At 73.0% G+C, this 21,484-nt stretch carries 20 protein-coding genes and 1 pseudogene; 6 read left to right on the top strand and 15 right to left on the bottom strand.

All coding sequences use genetic code 11. The features are described 5' to 3' along the window. The first annotated feature begins 22 nt into the window (after positions 1–22). The 4 genes from zwf to RAN62_RS21300 all read left to right on the top strand — a co-directional run bounded on the left by zwf (position 23) and on the right by RAN62_RS21300 (position 4,874). Positions 23–1,540, top strand: coding sequence for a glucose-6-phosphate dehydrogenase (gene zwf, locus RAN62_RS21315; protein ID WP_369077187.1), 1,518 nt, complete (start codon positions 23–25; stop codon positions 1,538–1,540). Further along, complete coding sequence (locus RAN62_RS21310; RefSeq protein ID WP_305786448.1) at positions 1,537–2,550, top strand: glucose-6-phosphate dehydrogenase assembly protein OpcA; 1,014 nt, start codon at positions 1,537–1,539, stop codon at positions 2,548–2,550. Before zwf ends, RAN62_RS21310 begins: the two co-directional genes overlap by 4 nt. A 253-nt stretch (positions 2,551–2,803) precedes the next feature. After that, entirely contained in the window at positions 2,804–3,538 is a 735-nt protein-coding gene (gene pgl / locus RAN62_RS21305) for a 6-phosphogluconolactonase (RefSeq protein ID WP_305786447.1), read from the top strand. Positions 3,539–3,767: 229 nt separating this feature from the next. Then, positions 3,768–4,874, top strand: coding sequence for an FAD-dependent monooxygenase (locus RAN62_RS21300; RefSeq protein WP_305786446.1), 1,107 nt, complete (start codon positions 3,768–3,770; stop codon positions 4,872–4,874). A gap of 138 nt (positions 4,875–5,012) precedes the next feature. On the opposite strand, the gene RAN62_RS21295 is transcribed toward RAN62_RS21300, so the two are convergent. The 10 genes from RAN62_RS21295 to RAN62_RS21250 all read right to left on the bottom strand — a co-directional run bounded on the left by RAN62_RS21295 (position 5,013) and on the right by RAN62_RS21250 (position 11,682). Continuing rightward, the gene (locus RAN62_RS21295) at positions 5,013–5,420 is read right to left on the bottom strand and encodes a VOC family protein (RefSeq protein ID WP_305786445.1); all 408 of its coding nucleotides are present in this window, start codon (positions 5,418–5,420) and stop codon (positions 5,013–5,015) included. Between the two features lie 51 nt (positions 5,421–5,471). Next, positions 5,472–5,963 carry a hypothetical protein gene (locus tag RAN62_RS21290; protein WP_305786444.1) on the bottom strand — a complete coding sequence of 164 codons (492 nt, stop codon included), beginning with the start codon at positions 5,961–5,963 and terminating at the stop codon, positions 5,472–5,474. Further along, on the bottom strand, positions 5,960–6,547 hold the full coding sequence (locus tag RAN62_RS21285; protein ID WP_305786443.1) for an RNA polymerase sigma factor: 588 nt from the start codon (positions 6,545–6,547) through the stop codon (positions 5,960–5,962). Before RAN62_RS21285 ends, RAN62_RS21290 begins: the two co-directional genes overlap by 4 nt. Next, complete coding sequence (locus tag RAN62_RS21280; RefSeq protein WP_305786442.1) at positions 6,547–6,939, bottom strand: hypothetical protein; 393 nt, start codon at positions 6,937–6,939, stop codon at positions 6,547–6,549. Before RAN62_RS21280 ends, RAN62_RS21285 begins: the two co-directional genes overlap by 1 nt. 122 nt (positions 6,940–7,061) lie before the next feature. Further along, positions 7,062–7,403, bottom strand: coding sequence for an RNA polymerase-binding protein RbpA (locus RAN62_RS21275; RefSeq protein ID WP_305786441.1), 342 nt, complete (start codon positions 7,401–7,403; stop codon positions 7,062–7,064). A 188-nt stretch (positions 7,404–7,591) separates the two neighbouring features. Next, complete coding sequence (gene secG, locus RAN62_RS21270; RefSeq protein WP_305786440.1) at positions 7,592–7,846, bottom strand: preprotein translocase subunit SecG; 255 nt, start codon at positions 7,844–7,846, stop codon at positions 7,592–7,594. Positions 7,847–7,944: 98 nt separating this feature from the next. Then, positions 7,945–8,709 carry a triose-phosphate isomerase gene (gene tpiA / locus RAN62_RS21265; protein ID WP_305786560.1) on the bottom strand — a complete coding sequence of 255 codons (765 nt, stop codon included), beginning with the start codon at positions 8,707–8,709 and terminating at the stop codon, positions 7,945–7,947. A 33-nt stretch (positions 8,710–8,742) separates the two neighbouring features. After that, complete coding sequence (locus tag RAN62_RS21260) at positions 8,743–9,939, bottom strand: phosphoglycerate kinase (RefSeq protein WP_305786439.1); 1,197 nt, start codon at positions 9,937–9,939, stop codon at positions 8,743–8,745. A 5-nt stretch (positions 9,940–9,944) separates the two neighbouring features. Beyond that, positions 9,945–10,940 (bottom strand): type I glyceraldehyde-3-phosphate dehydrogenase, encoded by a 996-nt coding sequence (gap, locus tag RAN62_RS21255; RefSeq protein WP_305786438.1) that lies wholly within the window; start codon positions 10,938–10,940, stop codon positions 9,945–9,947. A 169-nt stretch (positions 10,941–11,109) separates the two neighbouring features. Then, positions 11,110–11,682, bottom strand: coding sequence for a TetR/AcrR family transcriptional regulator (locus tag RAN62_RS21250; RefSeq protein ID WP_305786437.1), 573 nt, complete (start codon positions 11,680–11,682; stop codon positions 11,110–11,112). Positions 11,683–11,742: 60 nt separating this feature from the next. On the opposite strand from RAN62_RS21250, the gene RAN62_RS21245 reads away from it, so the two are divergent. Both RAN62_RS21245 and RAN62_RS21240 read left to right on the top strand, forming a co-directional pair. Continuing rightward, the gene (locus RAN62_RS21245) at positions 11,743–13,956 is read left to right on the top strand and encodes a beta-glucosidase family protein (protein WP_305786436.1); all 2,214 of its coding nucleotides are present in this window, start codon (positions 11,743–11,745) and stop codon (positions 13,954–13,956) included. A 36-nt stretch (positions 13,957–13,992) separates the two neighbouring features. Next, positions 13,993–15,189: an MFS transporter gene (locus RAN62_RS21240; RefSeq protein ID WP_305786435.1), complete on the top strand. Its 1,197-nt coding sequence runs from the start codon at positions 13,993–13,995 to the stop codon at positions 15,187–15,189. Between the two features lie 186 nt (positions 15,190–15,375). Here RAN62_RS21240 and whiA read toward each other — a convergent pair whose 3' ends face one another. The 5 genes and pseudogenes from whiA to uvrC all read right to left on the bottom strand — a co-directional run. Then, positions 15,376–16,356: a DNA-binding protein WhiA gene (gene whiA / locus RAN62_RS21235; RefSeq protein ID WP_305786559.1), complete on the bottom strand. Its 981-nt coding sequence runs from the start codon at positions 16,354–16,356 to the stop codon at positions 15,376–15,378. Positions 16,357–16,399: 43 nt separating this feature from the next. Further along, positions 16,400–17,581 (bottom strand): gluconeogenesis factor YvcK family protein, encoded by a 1,182-nt coding sequence (locus RAN62_RS21230; protein WP_305786434.1) that lies wholly within the window; start codon positions 17,579–17,581, stop codon positions 16,400–16,402. Further along, positions 17,578–18,474 carry an RNase adapter RapZ gene (gene rapZ / locus RAN62_RS21225; protein ID WP_305786558.1) on the bottom strand — a complete coding sequence of 299 codons (897 nt, stop codon included), beginning with the start codon at positions 18,472–18,474 and terminating at the stop codon, positions 17,578–17,580. Before rapZ ends, RAN62_RS21230 begins: the two co-directional genes overlap by 4 nt. Positions 18,475–18,754: 280 nt before the next feature. Continuing rightward, a complete protein-coding gene (locus RAN62_RS21220; RefSeq protein WP_305786433.1) occupies positions 18,755–18,910 on the bottom strand; it encodes a hypothetical protein in 156 nt (51 codons plus the stop codon). A 321-nt stretch (positions 18,911–19,231) separates the two neighbouring features. Further along, positions 19,232–21,247 (bottom strand): annotated as a pseudogene (gene uvrC / locus RAN62_RS21215) (excinuclease ABC subunit UvrC); the annotation flags it as partial. Positions 21,248–21,484: the final 237 nt, after the last annotated feature.

Raw genomic sequence — 21,484 nt, 5'->3', positions numbered from 1 at the left:
AAAAGCTGGCAGGATGGGACACGTGGGTAATCCGCTGCGCACAGCACAGGACCGACGGCTGCCCAGGATCCCGGAGCCGTGTGCTCTGGTGATCTTCGGCGTCACCGGTGACCTGTCGCGAAAGAAACTGATTCCGGCCGTCTACGACCTCGCGAACCGGGGTCTGCTGCCACCGGGCTTCGTCATCCTCGGTTTCGCCCGGGCCGACTGGGGCGACGGCGACTTCGAGGCGCTGGCCTACGCGGCGGCCAAGAAGGGCGCCCGCACGCCGTGGCGCGAGGACGTGTGGCAGCGGCTCGCGAGCCAGTTCCACTTCGTGCCCGGCTCGTTCGACGACGACGCCGCGTTCGACACGCTGGCCGAGACCCTCGACGACCTGCGCGAGCGCAACGGCATCACCGGCAACGCCGCGTTCTACTTCTCGATCCCGCCGGTCGCCTTCCCCATGGTGCTCAACCAGCTCAACCGCACCGGCATGGCCGACAACGCCAAGTCCGGCGGCTGGCGCCGGGTGGTCGTGGAGAAGCCGTTCGGCAACGACCTGCAGAGCGCGGTCGAGCTCAACCAGCTGGTCGACGAGGTCTTCAACCCGGCCGACGTCTTCCGCATCGACCACTACCTGGGCAAGGAGACGGTCCAGAACATCCTGGCCCTCCGCTTCGCCAACAGCCTGTTCGAGCCGGTGTGGAATTCCAAGTACGTCGACTCGGTGCAGATCACCATGGCCGAGGACGTCGGCATCGGCACCCGCGCGGCGTTCTACGACGCCTCCGGCGCGGCCCGTGACGTCCTGCAGAACCACCTGCTCCAGCTGCTGGCCCTGGTCGGCATGGAGGAGCCCACGAGCTTCGACCCGCACGACATCCGGGCCGAGCGGCTCAAGGTCCTCAAGGCCATCAGCCTGCCGAAGGACATCGCCGAGGGCACCGTCCGCGGGCAATACCTTCCGGGCTGGGTGGCCGGCGAGCGGGCCGTGGGCTATCTCGAGGAGAAGGGCATCCCCGAGGAGTCCACCACGGAGACCTACGTGGCGGTCCGGCTCGGCATCCAGAACAGGCGCTGGGCGGGCGTGCCGTTCTACGTGCGCGTCGGCAAGCGGCTGCCGCGCCGGGTGACCGAGATCGCGATCCTCTTCAAGCGCGCGCCGCACCTGCCGTTCGACCCGGCCGACGTCGAGATGCTGGGCAACAACCAGCTGGTCGTCCGGGTGCAGCCGGACGAGGGCGTGGTGCTGAAGTTCGGGTCCAAGGTGCCGGGCTCCACCATGGAGATCCGCGACATCGCGATGGACTTCCAGTACGGCGAGGCGTTCACCGAGTCCAGCCCCGAGGCGTACGAGCGGCTGATCCTCGACGTGCTCATCGGCGACCGGACGCTGTTCCCGGACGCGGCCGAGATCGAGCAGAGCTGGGCGGTCATCGACCCGCTGGAGGCGGCGTGGGCGGGCACCAAGCCCGAGCCGTACCGGTCGGGTGAGTGGGGTCCGCGCGCGGCGGACGAGATGCTGGCCCGTGAGGGCCGTGCTTGGAGGCGGGCATGATCGGTCTGTGGGACACGACCGGCACCGAGGTCGTCAAGGCCCTCGCTGCCGAACGGCGCAGCGCGGGCGGTGTGGCCTCCGGCCTCGCCCTGACGCTGGTCGCGGTCGTCGAGGAGAAGCAGGTCCGCGAGGCCGAGGCCGCCGCGACCATCGCCGCGTCGGCGCACCCGTGCCGGCTGCTCATCGTGGTCCGCTCCGACCTGGAGGGCCGCAGCCGGCTCGACGCCGAGATCGTCGTCGGCGGCCGGCTGGGCCCGGCCGAGGCCGTCGTGATGCGCATGTACGGCCGCCTCGCGCTGCACGCCGAGTCGGTCGTCATGCCGCTGCTGGCGCCGGACGTCCCGGTGGTCACCTGGTGGCACAGCGCGCCGCCGGACATGATCGCCAACGACTTCCTCGGCGTGGTCGCGGACCGGCGCATCACCGACAGCAAGCTCGCGGCCGACCCGGTCGCGGCGCTCAAGCAGCGGGCCGTCGACTACGCCCCGGGCGACACCGACCTGACCTGGACCCGCATCACCCTGTGGCGCACCCTGGTCGCGGGCGCGTTCGACTCCACCGAGGAGCGCGTCACCGGCGCGACCGTGGTGGCCCCGTCCAACGACCCGACGGCCGCGCTGATGGTCGGCTGGCTCAAGTCCCGGCTGGGCATCGACCCGGTCTGGGAGCACACCGACCGCGCCCCGCGCATGCACTCCGTCCAGCTCGAGTGCGCCAACGGCGACTGCGTGACGGTCACCCGCGAGGAGGGCACGGCGCTGTTCTCGCGTACGGGCCAGGAGCCCCGCTACATGCCGCTCCCCAAGCGCCCGGTCGGCGACGAGCTGGCCGAGGAGCTGCGCCGGCTCGACCCGGACCAGATCTACGGCGAGGCGCTCGGCGCCATGGCCGGCATCAAGGACCTGGACCACAAGCCGGCCGCGCGCGTGCACGTCTGGAAGGACCCGGCGCTCGCCCGCCGCGCCGGCGACGACGCCGCGATGGCCGGTCCGGGCGGCTCGGCGGCCTGATCGGGGCCGTGACTAAGATCGACGGGGCCGTTCCGCCTGGCTGGGCGGTGCGGCCCCGTTTCTTTCGGCCGCTTCGTCGTGAAGCGGTGGCCGCGGCCCGCCCGCGGCGCTGTTGTGTAAGCCGCGGCTCGCCCGCGGCTCTGTTGTGAAAGCCGCGGTATGCCTGCGGCGCTGTTATGTAAGCCGCGGCTCGCCCGCGGCACCGTTTCGAAGGCCGCGGCCATCCGCGGCCCTGTGCTGAGCGAGGGGTCCCATGAGCGAGACCGTTGTGGTGGTGGTTCCCGACGCCGACGTGCTGGCGTCGTCCGTGGCGGCCCGCCTGGTCACCACGATCATCGACGCGCAGGCCGTGCGGGGTCACGCCCACGTGGTGCTGACCGGCGGCCGCGTCGCGGCGAAGGTGCTGCGCGCCGTGCAGGAGCTGCCCGCCTCCGGCGCCATCGACTGGGCCCGGGTGGACCTGTGGTGGGGCGACGAGCGCTTCCTGCCCGCCGGCGACGCGGACCGCAACGAGACCCAGGCCCGCGAGGCCCTGCTCGACGCGCTTCCGCTCGACCCGGCCCGGGTGCACGCGATGCCGGCCTCCGACGGCCCGGACGGCGACGACGCCGAGGCCGCCGCGGTCCGCTACGCCGAGGCCCTGACCGCGGCCGCCGGCGGGGGCACCGTGCCGGCCTTCGACGTGCTGATGCTGGGCGTGGGTGAGGACGGCCACGTGGCGTCGCTCTTCCCGGAGCACCCCGACGCCACGGGCACCGGCGCCGCCATCGCCGTGCACAACAGCCCGAAGCCGCCGCCCACCCGGATCTCGCTCACGCTCGAGGCCATCCGCTCGGCGGCCGAGGTGTGGCTGGTCGCGGCGGGCCCGGACAAGGCCGTGGCGGTCGCCGCGGCGCTGGGCGGCGACCAGGCCCTGCCCGCCGCCCGGGTCGCCGGGACGTCGCGCACGCTCTGGCTCCTCGACACCGCGGCCGCCGGCAAGCGCTGACCGACCGCAGCCGGCAAGCGCGGACCAACCGCAGCCGGCAAGCGCGGACCAACCGCAGCCGGCGAACGCGGACCAACCGCAGCCGCCGGCGAGCGCCGAGCATCGACGTCAAACGCGGCGCCGGTCACCCACGTGGTGGCCGGCGCCGCGTCAGTCACTCGTGCGGGGTGGTGACCACCGGCGGGGCAGTCCACACTGGACCGGTTGACGGACCCGGGAGCGTGGTGTCGTGAAACGGTCGGTGCTGATCGTCGGGGGCGGGATCGCGGGGCTCACCCACGCGGTCGCCGCGCGGCGGGCGGGACACGAGGTCGAGGTCGTGGAGGCGCGGCCGGACTGGACGGTCGCCGGCTGGGGGCTCAGCCTCACCGGGCCGGCCGTGCGGGCGCTGCGGGCGGTGGAGCTGGCCGGCGAATGCACGGCGGCGGGCTGCCCGATCTTCCGGACGTTCCATTGCGACGCCGCCGGCACCGTACGCGCCACGATGGACCTGCCCAGCGTGCTCGGGCCCGGGCAGCCGGCCGAGGTGGGCATGGGCCGGCCCGCGCTGCACCGGATCCTGCGCGAGCGGGCGGAGGGGCTGGGCGCGGTGCTGCGTACGGGCTTGTCGGTGCGCGAGCTCGAGCCCCGGACCGCGACCGTACGACTCAGCGACGGCACCACGCGCCGCCCGGACTATGTGGCCGGCGCCGACGGGGTGCGGTCCCGCACCCGCGAGCAGCTCGGCCTGCCCGGCGAGCCGTGGTACACGGGCCAGATGGTGTGGCGCGCCCTCGTCGATCGGCCGGAGTGGGCGACCGCGGTCCACACCTACGCCGGGCCGACGTTCACGACCGGCTTGATCCCGATCTCCGCGGACAAGGGTTACGTCTTCCTGACGCAGAGCCTCGCCGCGCCGGAGGAGCTGCCGGCCGCGGAGCTGGCGGACGGCATGCGGGCCCTGCTGGCGCCCTTCACCGGGCCGTTCGCCGCCGTGCGGGACACGATCAAAGATCCGGCCCAGGTGGTACGCCGTCCCGTGCACGCCCTGTTCGTCGACGGACCGTGGCACGCGGGCCGCGGCGTCCTCCTCGGCGACGCCGCCCACTCCCCGTCGCCCCAGCTCGTGTCGGGCGCCGCCCTGGCCATCGAGGACGCGGTCGTGCTGGCCGAGGAGGTCACGCGGCACGACGACCTGGGCGTGGCCTTCGCCGCCTACGACGAGCGGCGCCACGAGCGGGCCCGCCGGCTGGTCGAGACGTCCGTGGCGATCGGCCGCAGCGAGGTCGCGGGCCGCCACGACGAGGTCCACGCCCTGCAGGCCCGCGGCCACGCCGCCATGGCCGCGCCGATCTGAGCCCGCCGCGTGTCGCCGCGCCGCCGCGTGTCGCCGTGTCGCCGCGCCGCCGCGTGTCGCCGTGTCGCCCCGCCGCCGCGTGTCGCCGTGTCGCCCCGCCGCCGCGTGTCTCCGCGTGTCGCCGCGGCGGTGGCCGGGTCAGGGGCGGGACGAGATCTGCTGCACGCCCCACTCGTTGCCGTCGGGGTCGGCGAAGAAGACGAAGCCGACGTTGTCGAGCGGGTGCGGCGTGGGCGCCGGATTCTCGCCCAGCTTCTGCACGTCGCTCACGTCGACCCCGCGCTCGACCAGCTCGGCGTGGGCCCGGGTGATGTCCGGGACGACGAGCTGGAGCCCCTTGAGCGACCCGGGCACCATGTGCGGCACCGCACCCCGGCCGAGCACGATCGAGCAGCCCGAGCCGGGCGGGGTCAGCTGCACGATGCGCACGTCACCGCCCGGCGCGATGTCGTGGTCGACGTGGAAGCCGAGCTTGTCCGCGTAGAACTCCTTGGCCCGGTCGATGTCGCTGACGGGCACCACCACTACCTCGAGTGTCCAGTTCACCGGGCCATCCTGTCACCGGGCTGCCCACTCCGGGTTGACTCCGGCGGCGGTTCACCGGGGCGTGGGTGAGACCGGCTCGTCGTCGGCGGCGGCCGGTCCCGCGCCGGTCCCGGCCGGTTTGGTGCCGGCGGGTAAGTCGGGCGTCGCTTCCGGGGCACCCGGGCCGCCGGTTGTCGCGTCGGCACCCGGGCCGGCCGTGGTCGCGCCGGCGCCGGGGCGGGCGTTCTCGTTGTTCGGGCGCGGGCTGGCCTGCGAGCCCGAGCGCGGGCTGGGCGAGACCGGCACGGACGGCGACAGCGAGGGCGACGGGACGGGTCCGGCGGGCGGCTGCGGCGCGGGGCCGCGTACCAGACCGGGGGTGAGCATGGCCACCGCCACCAGCGCGACCGCCGCCGCGGCCAGGATCACCGCGATGATCGCGGGCCGGCGCGAGCGCACGGGAGCCGGCGCGGTCGGGGGCACCGCGGGGCTCAACCGCTCGGGGGTGATCAGCTCGGCCCGGGCGGCCAGCGTGGACCGCAGCCTGCTCTCCAGGGTGCTCATCGATGACCTCCCAGCAGGCCGCGCAGGATCGTCAGGGCCCGGCTGGCGGTCGACTTCACCGTGCCGGGCGAGATGTGCAGCGCCTCGGCGATCTCCCGTTCGGACAGCTCCGACCAGTAGCGCAGCACCACCACCTGGCGCTGCCGCACGGTCAGCTCGCGCAGCGCGGACAGCACCTCGCGGTCCTGCTCGCCCAGCAGCGCCTCGTCCTCGGCGGCGGGCGCGGTGCCGGCGGGCGGGGGCACATAGGCCCGGGCCGTCCGCCGGCGGCGCAGCGCCGACCGGGCCGCGTTGAGCACCCCGGTGGTGAGGTACGCGTCCGGGTCGGCGAGGGTGCGCAGCTCCGGCCCGTGCCGCCGGTGCAGCGCCGCGAACACGTCCTGGACGATGTCCTCGGCCGTGCCCAGGTCATCCACCATGAGGACCGCCAGCCGCACCAGCCGCAGCCGCCGCGCGTGATAGAGCTGATTGATCGCGGGCACCCCGCCGGGGCCCCCGGCGCCGCCGGAGCGGTGCTCGGTGGCGCCGGGCAGGATCGACCGCAGCCAGCGCAGCAGCGGCGGCCGGGCGACGGCGGCCTGCATCAGCGGCCCGCGGCAGCCGGGGCGGCGGTGGGCTTGTACCCGGTGACCGGCGACGCGGCCGGCTGGTCCGGCACCGGCGAGGCCGTCGGCTTGTGCGGCACGGGCGACGCACCCGGCTTGTTCGGCATCGGGGAAGCGCCCGGCTTGTTCGGCACCGGAGAGGCACCCGGCTTGTCCGGCACCGGCGACGCACCCGGCTTGTCCGGCACCGGGGAAGCGCCCGGCTGGTTCGGCACGGGAGAAGCGGCCGGCTGGTCCGGGACGGGTGACGCCGTGGCGACCGGGGACGGCACCGGCGCCGGGGCCGAGTCGTCGGCGAACGCGGCGGCGGCGAAGGCCACCCCGCCCACGGCAACGGCGGCGCACAGTCCGAGGCGTACGGGCATCTTCATCGGGTCGATCTCCTCACGATCGCGGAAGCTTTCGCAAGGAGGGACGCACGGCCGCCCGATCGGTTGGCCGCTCCGAAGTGATGCCCGTCACACCATCCGGCGCCGAGGAATCGGGGCGCCGGTCACTCGCCGCGGCGGCGGCGGACCTTGGCCAGGGCCTCGGCCAGGATCGCCTCGCCGTCGGCGTCGGAGCGGCGCTCCTTCACATAGGCGAGGTGTGACTTGTACGGCTCGGTGCGCGACTTGCCGGGCGGGTTGGCCCGGTCGAGGCCGGCGGGCTGGCCGCAGCGCGTGCAGTCCCACGTGTCCGGCGGCTCGACGTCGGCGGCGAAGCGGACCACCAGCTCGTGGTCCGCGGCGCAGAAGTATGTCACCTCCCGCCGGGGTGCGGGCTCACTACGCTCGTCGGGGCGCATCGGGCTGGACCCGATGCGGCTGCCGCGAATCGCACTGCCACTGGACACGGGAGTGACTCCTGCCTGTCGAGGGGCGTCATCGCCGGGGAGGGACGGCGGCGTGAAGAAGCGGTGCACAAACAACCGCGCGGCCCGGACGAACCGGACCGCGCGGGAAGTCTAGTACTCGCACAGCGCCGCAGGAAGACTTGCCGACGAACAGTGCGGAACCGGACGTAAACTCTGCGTTTCGTCGCTCAGGAGGCCTGGGCCAGCTTGAGCCAGAGGCCGAGCCCGACGATGCAGGCGAACCAGACGATGCCCACCAGCACGGTGTAGCGGTCGAGGTTCTTCTCCGCGACCGAGGAGCCGGCCAGGCTGGAGGTGACGCCGCCGCCGAACATGCTGGACATGCCGCCGCCCTTGCCGCGGTGCAGCAGGATCAGCAGCGTCAGCAGGATGCTGGTGATGAACAGCAGCGTGATCAACGTGTACGCGAACCAGGTGGGCATGGTCGGACAGTCCTCCTCGAGGGCACAGCAAGCACCCCACAATAGCGGGCGCAGAAAGAACCGGCCGCCCCAGGGGCGGCCGGTTCGTCAACGACTTTCTAGCGCTTCACGTGCTCGCGGAACCGGACGATCGACGCGAACTCGTCGGCGACCAGGCTCGCGCCGCCGACCAGGGCACCGTCCACGTCGGGCTGCGCCATGAGGGCGGCGATGTTGCCCGCCTTCACGGAGCCGCCGTAGAGGACGCGGACCACGGCCGCCGTCTCCGCGTCGTACTTGGTGGCGATGGCGGCCCGCAGCTCGCCGCACACCTCCTGGGCGTCCTCGGGCGTGGCGGTCTTGCCCGTCCCGATGGCCCACACCGGCTCGTAGGCCACGACGACCTTCTTCACCTGCTCGGCCTTGAGCCCGGCGAGACCCGCGATCAGCTGGCCCGTGCCGTGCTCCACGTGCCCGCCGGCCTCGCGCACCTCCAGCCCCTCCCCCACGCACAGGATCGGCGTGAGATCGCTGGCCAGCGCGGCCTTCACCTTGGCGTTGACCAGGGCGTCGTCCTCGTGGTGGTACTGCCGGCGCTCGCTGTGCCCGACCGTCACATAGGTGCAGCCGAGCTTGGCGAGCATCGCGGCCGAGACCTCACCGGTGTACGCGCCGCCCTTGTGCGGGGACACGTCCTGGGCGCCGTACTTGATCAGCAGCTTGTCGCCGTCGATCGCGGTCTGCACGCTGCGCAGGTCGGTGAAGGGCGGCAGCACGACGGTCTCCACCGACGTGAGCTGCTCCTCGTTGAGGCCGGCGGCCAGTTTCTGGATGAGGAGGATGGCCTCGAAGTGGTTGAGGTTCATCTTCCAGTTGCCGGCCATGAGCGGTGTGCGGGGCTCCGGCCCGGTCACCGGTCAGCTCTCCAGCGCGGCCAGACCCGGCAGGGTCTTGCCCTCGAGGTATTCGAGCGACGCGCCGCCGCCGGTGGAGATGTGCCCGAAGCCGGACTCGTCGATGCCGAGCGTGCGCACGGCCGCCGCCGAGTCGCCGCCGCCGACCACCGAGAAGCCGTCGATCTTCGTGATCGCCTCGGCCACACCCCGGGTGCCGGCCGCGAACGGCGCCAGCTCGAACACGCCCATGGGCCCGTTCCAGAAGACCGTCCTCGCCGCCGCGATCGACTCGTTGAAGAGCACGACCGACTCCGGCCCGATGTCGAGCCCGAGCCGGTCGGCCGGGATCTCGCCGGCCTGGACGACCTCGTGGTCCGCGTCCGCCGCGAAGGAGGTCGCCGCCACGACGTCGGTCGGCAGCACGATGCGCCCCTGGGCTTCCTTCAGCAAGGAGGCACAGGTCTCGACCATCTCCTCCTCCAGCAGCGACTTCCCGACCTCGTGCCCCTGGGCCTTGAGGAACGTGAAGCACATGCCGCCGCCCACGAGCAGCTTGTCGACCTTCGGCAGCAGCGCCTTGATGACGGCGAGCTTGTCGGAGACCTTCGAACCACCCAGCACGACCACGTACGGCTGCTCGGGGCTCTCGGTGACCTTGCGGAGCACCTCGACCTCGCGCAGCACGAGCCCGCCCGCGAAGTGGGGCAGGCGCGCCGGGACGTCGTACACGGAGGCGTGCTTGCGGTGCACGGCGCCGAAGGCGTCGTCGACGTAGTACTCCGCGAGGGCCGCGAGCTGGTCGGCGAACGCGCCGCGCTCGGCGTCGTCCTTCGAGGTCTCGCCCGCGTTGAAGCGCAGGTTCTCCAGGAGGGCGACGTGGCCGTCGGCCAGTGCGTCCACGGTGGAGGACGCCGACTCGCCGACGGTGTCGGACGCGAAGACGACCGCGGTGCCGAGCAGCTCCTGCAGCCGGGTCGCGACCGGCTCGAGGGTGTACTTGGGGTCCGGCGCGCCCTTGGGGCGGCCGAGGTGCGAGACGACGATGACCTTGGCGCCGGCGTCCCGGAGGGCGACAAGGGTCGGCAGCACCGCCCGGATGCGGCCGTCGTCGCTGATGACAGTGGGGTCGCTCTTGTCGAAGGGCACGTTCAGGTCGGCGCGCACGAGCACGCGCCGACCCGAGACACCCTCGCCGAGCAGCTCGTCGAGAGTCCGCACGAGGCTCAGCCGACCAGCTTGACCAGGTCGACGAGGCGGTTGGAGTAGCCCCACTCGTTGTCGTACCAGCCGACGACCTTCACCTGGTTGCCGATGACCTTGGTCAGGCCGGCGTCGAAGATGCAGGAGGCCGGGTCGGTGACGATGTCGGCCGAGACGATCTGGTCCTCGGTGTAGGTGAGGATGCCCTTGAGCGGGCCGTCCGCGGCGGCCTTGATGGCGGCGTTGACCTCGTCGACCGAGGTCTCCTTGGCGGCCTGGAAGGTCAGGTCGGTGGCCGAGCCGGTCGGGATCGGCACGCGCATCGCGAAGCCGTCGAGCTTGCCCTTGAGCTCGGGCAGCACCAGGCTGACGGCCTTGGCGGCACCGGTCGAGGTCGGGACGACGTTGAGCGCGGCGGCCCGGGCCCGGCGGAGGTCCTTGTGCGGGCCGTCCTGCAGGTTCTGGTCCTGGGTGTACGCGTGGATCGTGGTCATGAGGCCACGCTCGATGCCGATCGTGTCGTTGAGCACCTTGGCCATCGGCGCGAGGCAGTTCGTGGTGCAGGACGCGTTCGAGATGACCGTGTGCTGCGCGGCGTCGTACTTGTCGTCGTTGACGCCGATGACGATGGTGATGTCCTCGTTCTTGGCCGGGGCCGAGATGATGACCTTCTTGGCGCCGTTGTCCACGTGGGCCTTGGCCTTGGTGGCGTCGGTGAAGAAGCCGGTCGACTCGATGACGACGTCGGCGCCCAGGTCGCCCCAGTGCAGGTTCGCGGGGTCGCGCTCGGCGAACGCCTTGAAGGTCTTGCCCGCGACGGTGATCTCGTCGGAGGTCGCCTTCACCTCGTGCGGCAGGCGGCCCAGGATGCTGTCGTACTTCAGCAGGTGGGCCAGCGTCGCGTTGTCGGTGAGGTCGTTCACGCCGACGATCTCGATGTCGGCGCCGGAGGCGAGCGCCGCGCGGAAGAAGTTGCGGCCGATGCGGCCGAAGCCGTTGATGCCAACCCGGATGGTCACAGGTCGTTCCCCTCAATTCGGTCCGCCGGAGGAACGCCGGCGGAGGTCTTCGCGCCGACCTCGTTTCGAGCCGCGTCGGCCGTGGTACCCGGCAGCGTCGCCGTCAGGGAAGACCCTAGCCGAGAGCCGTCACGAAGATGTTCTCGGGGGATACCCGATCGTTACATTCTTACGGTACGGGCGTACTGGTTGACAGCAGGGCTTCCAGCAGCGTGAGCGACTCCTCGATGTCCACCTCCGGATCCAGCAGCCACTGGGTCTGCAGGCCGTCGGACGCGGCGATGATGAGCGCGGCGGCCGCCCCGGGGGTGATGTCGGGGCGGATCCGGCCGGCGCGCTGCTCCTCGGTGATACGACCGATCAACATCTCGCGCAGGCCGGCGAAGCGGGCCGAGAAGAACTGCCGCGCCGGCTCGTGCCCCGCCTCCAGCGCGCTCGCGACCAGGGTCGAATAGAGCTGCACGAGCCCGGGGACGCTGTGGTTGCGCCGGGCGGCCGACGTCATGATGCCGACGACCGTCGTCTCCGGCTCGTCCTCGGCCACCAGCCGCTCCTCGGCGGCGCGGTAGACCTCGATGAGCAGCTCCTCGCGCGAGTCGAAGTAGTGCTTCAGCGCGGCATGCGAGACGCCGATCGCCTCGCCGATCGCGCGCAGGGAGGTGCCCTGCGCGCCGCGCGCGGCGAAGACCTCGATGGCGCGGTCCAGGATCTCCTGCCGCCGGCGCAGCCCCTTCTCGTACATCGCGCCATCCTAGGGGCGAGAAAACTTCCGCGCGGAGGTTTTCGGCGTTACAGTTCGGTGATGACTCCGCCCCTCGACATCCCCGCCCTCGTCAGCGCTCTCACGCTCGAGGAGAAGGCCGCCCTGCTCGACGGCGCCGACTTCTGGCGCACCCAGGGCATCGACCGCCTCGGCATCCCCTCCGTCATGGTCACCGACGGTCCGCACGGACTGCGCAAGCAGGCCGGGGCCTCGGACCACGCCGGCCTCCACGACAGCGTCCCGGCCACGTGCTTCCCGCCCGCCGCCGGCCTCGCCTCGACCTGGGACCCGGCACTGCTCGAGCGCATCGGCCAGGCTCTCGGCCGCGAGTGCCGCGCCGAGGAGGTCGCCGTGCTGCTCGGCCCCGGCATCAACATGAAGCGCTCGCCGCTCTGCGGGCGCAACTTCGAGTACTTCTCCGAGGACCCGAAGCTCGCCGGCGAGCTGGGCACCGCGCTGGTCAACGGCATCCAGAGCCAGGGCGTGGGCACGTCGCTCAAGCACTTCGCGGCGAACAATCAGGAGACCGACCGCATGACGATCTCCGCCGACGTGGACGAGCGGACGCTGCGCGAGATCTACCTGCCGGCGTTCGAGCGGGTCGTGACCGGCGCGCAGCCGTGGACGGTCATGTCGTCCTACAACAAGATCAACGGTACGTACGCGAGCGAGGACCGCTGGCTGCTCACCGACGTCCTGCGTGACGAGTGGGGCTACGAGGGCCTCGTCGTCTCCGACTGGGGTGCCGTCAACCGCCGCGATCTTGCCGTGCACGCCGGCCTCGACCTGGAGATGCCGTCCTCGGGCGGCGGCGGCACGCGCGTGATCCTCGACGCGGTCGCCGCGGGCACGCTCGACGAGAAGGACGTCGACCTCGCCGTGACCCGGGTGCTGGAGCTGCTCAACCGGGTGCTGCCCGCGCTTGCCCCGGGCCAGACGTTCGACGCCGACGCGCACCACGCGCTCGCCCGGGAGGCGGCCGCGGCCAGTGCGGTGCTGCTGAAGAACGACGACGCGATCCTGCCGCTCGCCACCACCGGCGGCCCGGTCGCGGTCATCGGCGAGTTCGCGCGTACGCCCCGTTTCCAGGGCGCCGGCTCGTCCCAGGTCAACCCGACCCGGGTCGACGACGCGCTCTCCTCGCTGACGGCAGCTCTCCAGCGGGACGTCGTCTTCGCGCCGGGCTTCTCCCCCGACGCGGCGGACCCGGCTCTCGTCGCCGGCGCCGTTGCCCTGGCGGCATCGTCCGAGGTCGTGGTGTTGTTCCTCGGACTGCCCTCCTCGTACGAGTCCGAGGGCTACGACCGCGACCACATGAACCTGCCCGCGGACCAGATCGCGCTCCTGGAGGCCGTGGCCGACGCCAACCCGAACGTGGTCGTCGTGCTCTCCAACGGCTCCGCAGTGACCGTTTCCGGCTGGGAGCACCGGGCGAAGGCCGTCCTGGAGGGCTGGCTGCTCGGTCAGGCCGGCGGCTCGGCGACCGCGGACCTGCTCACCGGCGCCGCGAACCCGGCCGGCAAGCTCGCCGAGACGATCCCGGTGCGCTTCGAGGACAACCCGGCGATCGGCAACTTCCCGGGCGAGTCCGGCCACGTCCGGTACGGCGAGGGGCTCCTCATCGGGTACCGCTGGTACGACGCCCACGCGCTGCCCGTGTCGTACCCGTTCGGGCACGGTCTCTCGTACACGTCGTTCGCGTACAGCGACCTGTCCGCGTCGGGCGAGGGTGTCACGCTGACGGTGACCAACACCGGGTCCGTCGCGGGCGCCGAGGTCGTCCAGGTGTACGTGACCGATCCCGTCGCCTCGGTCTACCGCCCCGAGCAGGAGCTGCGCGGTTTCGCCCGCGTGTTCCTCGAGCCCGGCGAGTCCGCGACGGTCACCGTGGCCCTCGACCGGCGGGCGTTCGCGTACTGGCACCCGGCGCTCCGGCGCTGGACCGTCGAGGGTGGCGAGTTCGGCATCCGCGTCGGGGCGTCCTCGCGCGACATCCGGCTGTCAGCCACGATCACCCTCGAGGGTGACGACGTCACCCCGCCGCTGACCTCGTCGTCGACCGCGGACGAGTTCCTGGCCCACCCGCAGGCCGGCGAGTGGCTCAAGGAGCGCATCGGCGGCTTCGGGGCGATGCTCTTCGACCCGCAGCACGGCCAGATGATGCGGGCCATTCCCCTCGTCCGGCTGTCCCGCTTCCCGGGCTCCCCCCTCAGTGAGTCCGACATCGACGAGGCCGTCGCTCGTTTCCACTGAGTCGACCCCTGCTCCGCCTCACCCCTGGGAACCTCCTTGTCCACTGCTGTGTCCGCCGCTCCCGACCGGCGGCTGCGCCACGCCCGCGCAGCCGTCGGCGCCGTCTTCCTCACCAACGGCGCCCTCTTCGCCAACGTCGTCCCGCGCTACCCCGAGATCCGGGACAGCCTCGACATCAGCAACGCCCTCCTCGGTACGGCCATCGCCGCCGGCCCGCTCGGCGCGCTCACCGGCGGGTTGTTCGCGCCCGCGGTGATCCGGCTCCTGCGCTCGGCGGGCACCGCGTCGTTCGGCATCCCGTTCATCGCGGCCGGCTTCCTCCTCGTCGCCGTGGTCCCGAACTGGTGGCTGCTCGCCGCGGTCCTCTTCGTCGCCGGCGCCGGCGACGCGATCGTCGACGTGGCCCAGAACGCGCACGGGCTGCGGGTCCAGCGCCTGTACGGCCGGTCGATCGTCAACTCGTTCCACGGCGTGTGGAGCATCGGCGCCGTCCTCGGCGGGCTCATGGGGTCGGCGGCCGCCGGTCTTCACGTGCCGCTCCTGCTGCACCTGGCCGTGTCGGGCGTCCTGTTCTCGGTGATCGCCCTGGTCGCGTACCGGTTCCTGCTGCCCGGCGCCGACGCGGCCGATCCCGTGGACACCCCGGCGGCCGCGCCGCGCCGCTCGTGGCGGCCCGCGGCCTGGATGCTCGCCGCCCTGGGCGGGCTGGCCCTCTTCGGCGCGCTCGTCGAGGACGCGGGCGCCTCGTGGGGTGCCCTCTTCATGACCGACGTGGTCGACTCCCCGGCCGCCGCCGCGGGTCTCGCCTTCGTGGCCCTCCAAGTCGCCATGACCGTCGGCCGGCTCCTGGGCGACCGCGTCGTCGACCGCTTCGGTCAGCGCACGGTCACCCGCATCGGCGGCACGATCGCGGCGCTGGGCATGGGCGGCGCGCTGCTCTTCCCGTCGGTGGGGACCGCGCTGCTCGGCTTCGCGCTGGCCGGCCTGGGCACGGCGACGCTGGTCCCGGCCGCGATGCACACCGCCGACGAGCTGCCGGGCCTGCCGCCGGGGCTGGGCCTGACGATCGTCAGCTGGGTGCTGCGGATCGGCTTCCTGGCCTCACCGCCCGTGGTGGGCCTGGTCGCCGATCACAGCAGCCTGCGCGTCGGCCTGATGAGCGTCGTGGTCGCCGGCGTGGGCACGCTGGTGCTGGGCCGGGTGCTGCTCAACCGGCCCGCGCACCCGGCCTGACGCTTCGCCCGCCTTGAGGGCGGCCCGCTCTCCGGGGCGGCTCGCTCTCTCGGGGCGGCCCGCCCTCCACGGCGGCTCGCTTCTCCTGGGGCGGCCCGCGTCTTCAGGGCGGCCCGCGTCTTCAGGGCGGCCCGCGTCCTCAGGGCGGCCCGCGTCCTCAGGGCGGCCCGCGTCTTTTGGGGTGGGTCAGCAGGCCATCATCTCGGGGGTGACCGCGGCCTCGGTGTCGGGGATGCCGAGGTCGCGGGCGCGCTTGTCGGCCAGGGCGAGGAGGCGGCGGATGCGGCCGGCGATCGCGTCCTTGGTCAGCGGCGGGTCCGCGAGGGCGCCGAGCTCCTCGAGGCTGGCCTGCCGGTGCTCGAGGCGGAGCTGACCGGCCGAGGTGAGGTGGTTCGGCGCCTCCTCGGAGAGGATCTCCAGGGCGCGCGTGACCCGGGCTGCCGCCGCCACGGCCGCGCGGGCCGAGCGGCGCAGGTTCGCGTCGTCGAAGTTGGCGAGGCGGTTCGCGGTGGCGCGCACCTCCCGGCGTACCCGGCGCTCCTCCCAAGCCAGCACGCTGGCGTGCGCTCCTATGCGCGTGAGCAGCGCGGAGATCGCATCCCCGTCCTTGATGACCACCCGGTCGACGCCGCGCACCTCGCGCTCCTTGGCGGTGATGCCGATGCGCCGGGCCGCGCCACGCAGGGCGAGCGCCGCCTCGGGGCCGGGACAGGTGATCTCCAGCGCGCTCGACCGGCCGGGCTCGGTCAGCGAGCCGTGCGCCATGAACGCGCCCCGCCACGCGGCGACCGCGCAGCACACGTTGGCCGACACCACGTGCGGCGGCAGGCCCCGGACGGGACGGCCGCGCACGTCGAGCAGGCCGGTCTGGCGGGCCAGGGCCTCGCCGTCCTTGACGATGCGCACGATGTAGTGGCTGCCCTTGCGCAGGCCGCCGGACGCGAGGACGTGCACCTCGCTCGGGTAGCCGTACACGTCGGCGATCTCGCGCCGCAGCCGCCGGGCGACGGCGCCGGTGTCGAGCTCGGCCTCGACGACCACGCGGCCGGAGACGATGTGCAACCCCCCGGCGAACCGCAGGAGGGCGGCCATCTCCGCACGGCGGCAGCACGGCTTGGGTACGTCGACCCGGCTCAGCTCGTCCTTCACCGCTGCCGTCATCGCCATCTCGAAAGTCACCTCATGCTGTGTGTAGCGGTACGCCAGTTGCTTAACGATCGTCGCCGAGGACCGGCACCAGTGCCGTGCCCAACGACTCAGGATCATGCCGTGGACTGCCGTCGGCCGTGGCCAGCGGGGCCAGCACGAGGCGCGCCCCCAGCGCCTCGGCCGCCCGGTGCACCGGGTCGGGCTCGCCCACCCACTTCGCATCGGCCAGCACGACGTCGATCCGTAGCTCCGGCAGATACCAGTGCAGGGCCGCCAGGTGATCGGCCACCGACAGCCCCGCCGTCTCGTTGTCGGCCGCCAGATTGAGCGTCACCAGCCGCCGCGCCGGGCTCGCCACGATCGCCGCGGCCAGCTCGGGCACCAGCAGGTGCGGCAGCACGCTCGTGTACCAGCTGCCCGGCCCGAAGATCAGCCAGTCCGCCGCCCCGATCGCCTCGAGCGCCGCCGGGCACGCGGGCGGCGCCGGTGGGTCGATCCGCAAAGCCTCGATGTGACCGGGCGTCACCGCCACCGCATGCTGCCCGCACACGGTCACGACGTCCTCCGGGCGCGCGGGATCGCCCCCGCGCACGTCGGCCTCGATCCCGACCGCGTGCTCGGCCATGGGCAGCACCTGCCCCTTGGCCCCGACCATCCACCCGGCGTGGCGCAGCGCCTCGACCGGATCGTCCATGAGCTCGAGCAGGCCGAGCAGCAGCAGGTTGCCGACGGCGTGCCCGGCGAGCGGGTCGTGCTTGCCGCCGACGGATGCGATGCGCCGGTCTACGCCGCCCCAGCCGGCCTTCTCCGCCGCCTTTCCCGTCTCCCCCGCGGTCTCGGCATGCTCCTCGATCCCGGCGTTGCCACTTCGCGGAGAGGTGTTTGCGGCGTCGCCTTCCGGCGCTCTGCTCGCGGCGTCGGCGCTCTGCGGGGCGCTGCTCGCGGCGGCGGCTCGGCGGTCCTGCTTGCCGACCGGGGCGAAGCGGTGCTGCAGCAGCTGGACCGTCGTCTGGTGCCCGGGCGTGTCGTCGGCCAGCGCCGAGAGGGCCATGCGCAGGTCACCGGGCGGCAGCTGGGCGTCCCGCTCCGCGCGCAACCGGCCGCTCGAGCCGCCGTTGTCGCCGACGGTCACCACGGCGGTGATGTCGAGCTCCAGCGCGGGCTCGGTCAGCCGCAGGGCCTTGAGCGAGGCCGCGAGACCGTGTCCTCCGCCGAAGGCGACCACTCGTAACGGGCGGGTCACTCGCGCCCCAGGTCTCGGTGGGAGGTGTGCGCGGAGAGCCGGATGTCGCGCAGGCGGGCGGTCAGCTCCTCGGCGATCGCGACGCTGCGGTGCTTGCCGCCGGTGCAGCCCACGGCCACGGTCAGGTAGCGCTTGCCCTCCCGCTCGAAGCCGGGCGCGGTCGCGGCGATCAGCCCGGCATAGGTCCCCACGAAGTCGCCGGCGCCCTCCTGGCCCAGGACGTAGTTGCTCACGCCCTCCTCCAGGCCGGTGTGGTCGCGCAGCTCCGGCACCCAGAACGGGTTGGGCAGGAACCGGGCGTCGAGCACGTAGTCGGCGTCGGGCGGCAGGCCGTACTTGAAGCCGAACGACAGCACGGTGATCCGCAGCCGCCGCGCGTCCTCGCCGCCGAAGAGCTCCTCGACCCGGCGGCGCAGCTGGTTCACGTTGAGGTGGCTGGTGTCGATGATGACGTCGGCCTGCTCGCGCGCCTCCTCGAGCAGCTTGCGCTCGGCGGCGATGCCGTCGGCCAGGCGCCCGTCGCCCTGCAGCGGGTGCGAGCGGCGCACCGACTCGAAGCGCCGGATCAGCACCTCGTCGTCCGCGTCGACGAACACCACGCGCGGCGAGAAGCCCCGCTCCTTGAGCGCCCGGACCGCCCCGGCCAGGTCGGTCGAGAACGCCCGGCTGCGCACGTCGAGCACCATCGCCGTGCGCCGGGCCGCGCCGCCGGCCGCGAACGCCAGCTGGGCCATGTCGAGCATCAGCGCCTGCGGCAGGTTGTCGACGACGTAGAAGCCGACGTTCTCCAGGGCGCGGGCCACCGTGCTGCGGCCACCCCCGGACACCCCGGTCACCACGACGAGGTCCGTGGCGGCCTCGTCGGGCGACGGCTCCGGAGCGAAGTCCGGCATCGACTCGGTCACGTACTCCTCCTGCGCCCCTCGGGCCTGACGTCTTCGGTGTGTGCCCACCCCGGGCGGACACTGCATCCTAGGCCGACGCGCCCACCCCGGGCGGCCGGACATGGTGTCCGCTACCCGATCCGCGCAGCCCGGCGAACCGGTCCCGGCGGCCCGCCCGTGGATCAAGCCCGCCCGACGCTGCGGTGATCACGGCGCGTTCCCGCCCGGTCGCAGTCACCCCTCGGCGAAACGGTGAGAACGGACACCCGTATTCCACCCGCCGCCCAGCTCACACCCGGTGGCAGCGCCGCAGCACACCGCAACCACCCGCCCGGATGACCCCGCCGACCCACCGCCGGGACCGGCTGACGTCGTCCCGGGTGCACGGGCCGACGATGGCGCTGAGATCGGCCGGGCCCGTGCGCAGCGAGCCCGCGACGGTCACCCGGCGAGCGGAGTCGCGGCGACACCGGCGGGGCGGTTACTCGCTCGGCACCTCCACGCCGGCGGGCTGCGACGGCGGCGTCACAGCGGAACCGGCCGGCTCCGCAGGATCAACGACCGGCCGAGGCGACGGCGCCCGTTCATCCGACGCCACACCGTGCCGAGGCGACGGCGTCTGCCCGTCCGGAGCCGTGACGTGCCGGGGCGGCGGCGGAGGGGCCTGCGGCCGGCGGACCCGGTTGCGGTTGGCCCCCGCCTTCGTCCGTCCCGCGCCACCGGCCGGCGTCGCGGATGCCTCGGCGGACTCTCCGGCGTCAGCAGCCGGCGCCGCGGCGGGCGCGAGGGCGGCCAGCACAGCCTCCGCGGTACGCCGCCCGATGCCCGGCACCTCGGTGATCTCCTCCGGCGTGGCCTGCCCGAGCCGCTTGAGCGACCCGAAGTGCCGCAACAGCGCCTTTCGCCGCGTCTCCCCCAGCCCCGGGATCTGGTCGAGGGCCGACGCGGTCATCCGCTTGGAGCGCTTCTGCCGGTGATAGGTGATGGCGAACCGGTGCGCCTCGTCACGGACGCGCTGCAGCAGGTAGAGCGCCTCGGACGTGCGCGGGAAGATCACCGGGAAGTCCTCGCCCGGCAGCCAGACCTCCTCCAGCCGCTTGGCCAGCCCGCACAGCGCGACGTCGGTCACCCCGAGGTCGGAGAGCACCGCGGCCACCGCGTTGACCTGTGGCTGGCCGCCGTCGACGACGACGAGCTGCGGCGGGTACGCGAACCGGCGCGGCCGCCCCGTCTCCGGGTCGATCCCCGGCAACTCCTTCGTCGCCACCTCGTCGACGCCACCGTCATCAAGGCCACCGTCGCCGGCTTCGTCGACATCGGAGCCGTCGAGCCCGGCGACATCGGACTCGCCGGGCGGGGCACCGAGCGGCGACGCGTCCGCCTTGTAGCGTGCGAACCGCCGCCGCATCACCTCGCTCATCGCGGCCAGGTCGTCGACGCCGCTGCCGTCGGGGTTGCCCCGGACCGCGAACCGGCGATATTCACTCTTGCGCGGCAGCCCGTCCTCGAAGACGACCATGCTGGCGACGACGTCGGTGGCCTGGATGTGCGAGACGTCGTAGCACTCGATGCGCAGCGGGGCGGACTCCATGCCCAGCGCCTCGGCGATCTCGTCGAGGGCCTTGCTGCGGGTGGTCAGGTCGCCCGCGCGGCGCAGCTTGTGCCGCTGCAGGGACTCGCCGGCGTTGCGGGCGACGGTCTCCAGCAGGGTGCGCTTGTCGCCGCGCTGCGGGACGCGCAGGGTGACGCGGCTGCCGCGGTGCTCGGAGAGCCAGCTCTCCAGCGCGGCCACGTCCGGCGGCAGCTCGGGCACGAGCAGCTCGCGGGGCACGTCGCCCTCGCCGTGCTCGTCGCCGTAGACCTGGCTGCAGAAGTGGTGCACAAGGTCGCCGGTGGTCAGCTCCTCGGTCTTCTCGACCACCCAGCCGCGCTGGCCGCGGACCCGGCCGTCGCGCACGTGGAACACCTGGACGGCGGCCTCGAGCGGGTCGTCGGCGAACGCGACCACGTCGGCGTCGGTGCCGTCGCCGAACACGACGGTCTGCTTCTCCATCGCCCGGCGCAGCGCCCCGATGTCGTCGCGCAGGCGGGCGGCCTTCTCGAAGTCGAGCTGCTCGGAGGCGTCGAGCATCTCGCGCTCGAGCCGCTTGACGAAGGTGTCGGTGCGCCCGGCCATGAAGTCGCAGAAATCGTCCACGATGGCCCGGTGCTCCTCGGCGGAGACCTGGCCCACGCAGGGCGCGCTGCACTTGCCGATGTAGCCGAGCAGGCACGGGCGGCCGATCTGCCCCGAGCGTTTGAACACACCGGACGAACACGTGCGGGCGGGGAAGACCCGCAGGAGCAGATCCAGCGTCTCCCGGATCGCCCAGGCATGACTGTACGGCCCGAAGTAGCGCACGCCCTTCCGCTTCGCCCCGCGCATCACCTGCAGCCGGGGGAACTCCTCGTTGAGGGTGACCGCGAGGAAGGGGTAGGACTTGTCGTCCCGGTACTTGACGTTGAACCGGGGGTCGAACTCCTTGATCCAGTTGAACTCGAGCTGGAGGGCCTCGACCTCGCTGCCCACGGTGACCCAGTCGACCGACCCGGCGGTGGTGACCATCTGCTGCGTGCGCGCGTGCAGGGTCCACGTGTCGGCGAAGTAGGAATTCAGCCGGTTGCGCAGGCTCTTGGCCTTGCCGACGTAGATGACGCGGCCGGTCGGATCACGGAAACGGTAGACACCGGGGGCGTCCGGGATGGTCCCGGGCGCCGGCCGGTAGCTGGACGGGTCAGGCACACTTCCACACTAGTGCGGCCCCCTGACATTATTTCCTCCGCCGGAGGCCCGTCGCCGCCGCCACGGCGCCGGGCCCCCGGTCCGAAGCCCCGGCACAAAAAGGGGGCCACGCCGCGAGATGGCCACGCGGCGAGAAGGCCACGCCACGAAGGGGCCACGCAGCGAGAACGCCGCGCGGTGGGAAGAGGGGCCGAGAAACTGGGGCCGGTCGCGCCGGCAGGGTCACGGACCGGCCCC

The organism is Symbioplanes lichenis (assembly GCF_030709675.1).
Lineage (GTDB): Bacteria > Actinomycetota > Actinomycetes > Mycobacteriales > Micromonosporaceae > Actinoplanes > Actinoplanes lichenis.
Note: the sequence above shows the minus strand (reverse complement) of the source record. Positions and strands in the feature narration are given on the sequence as shown.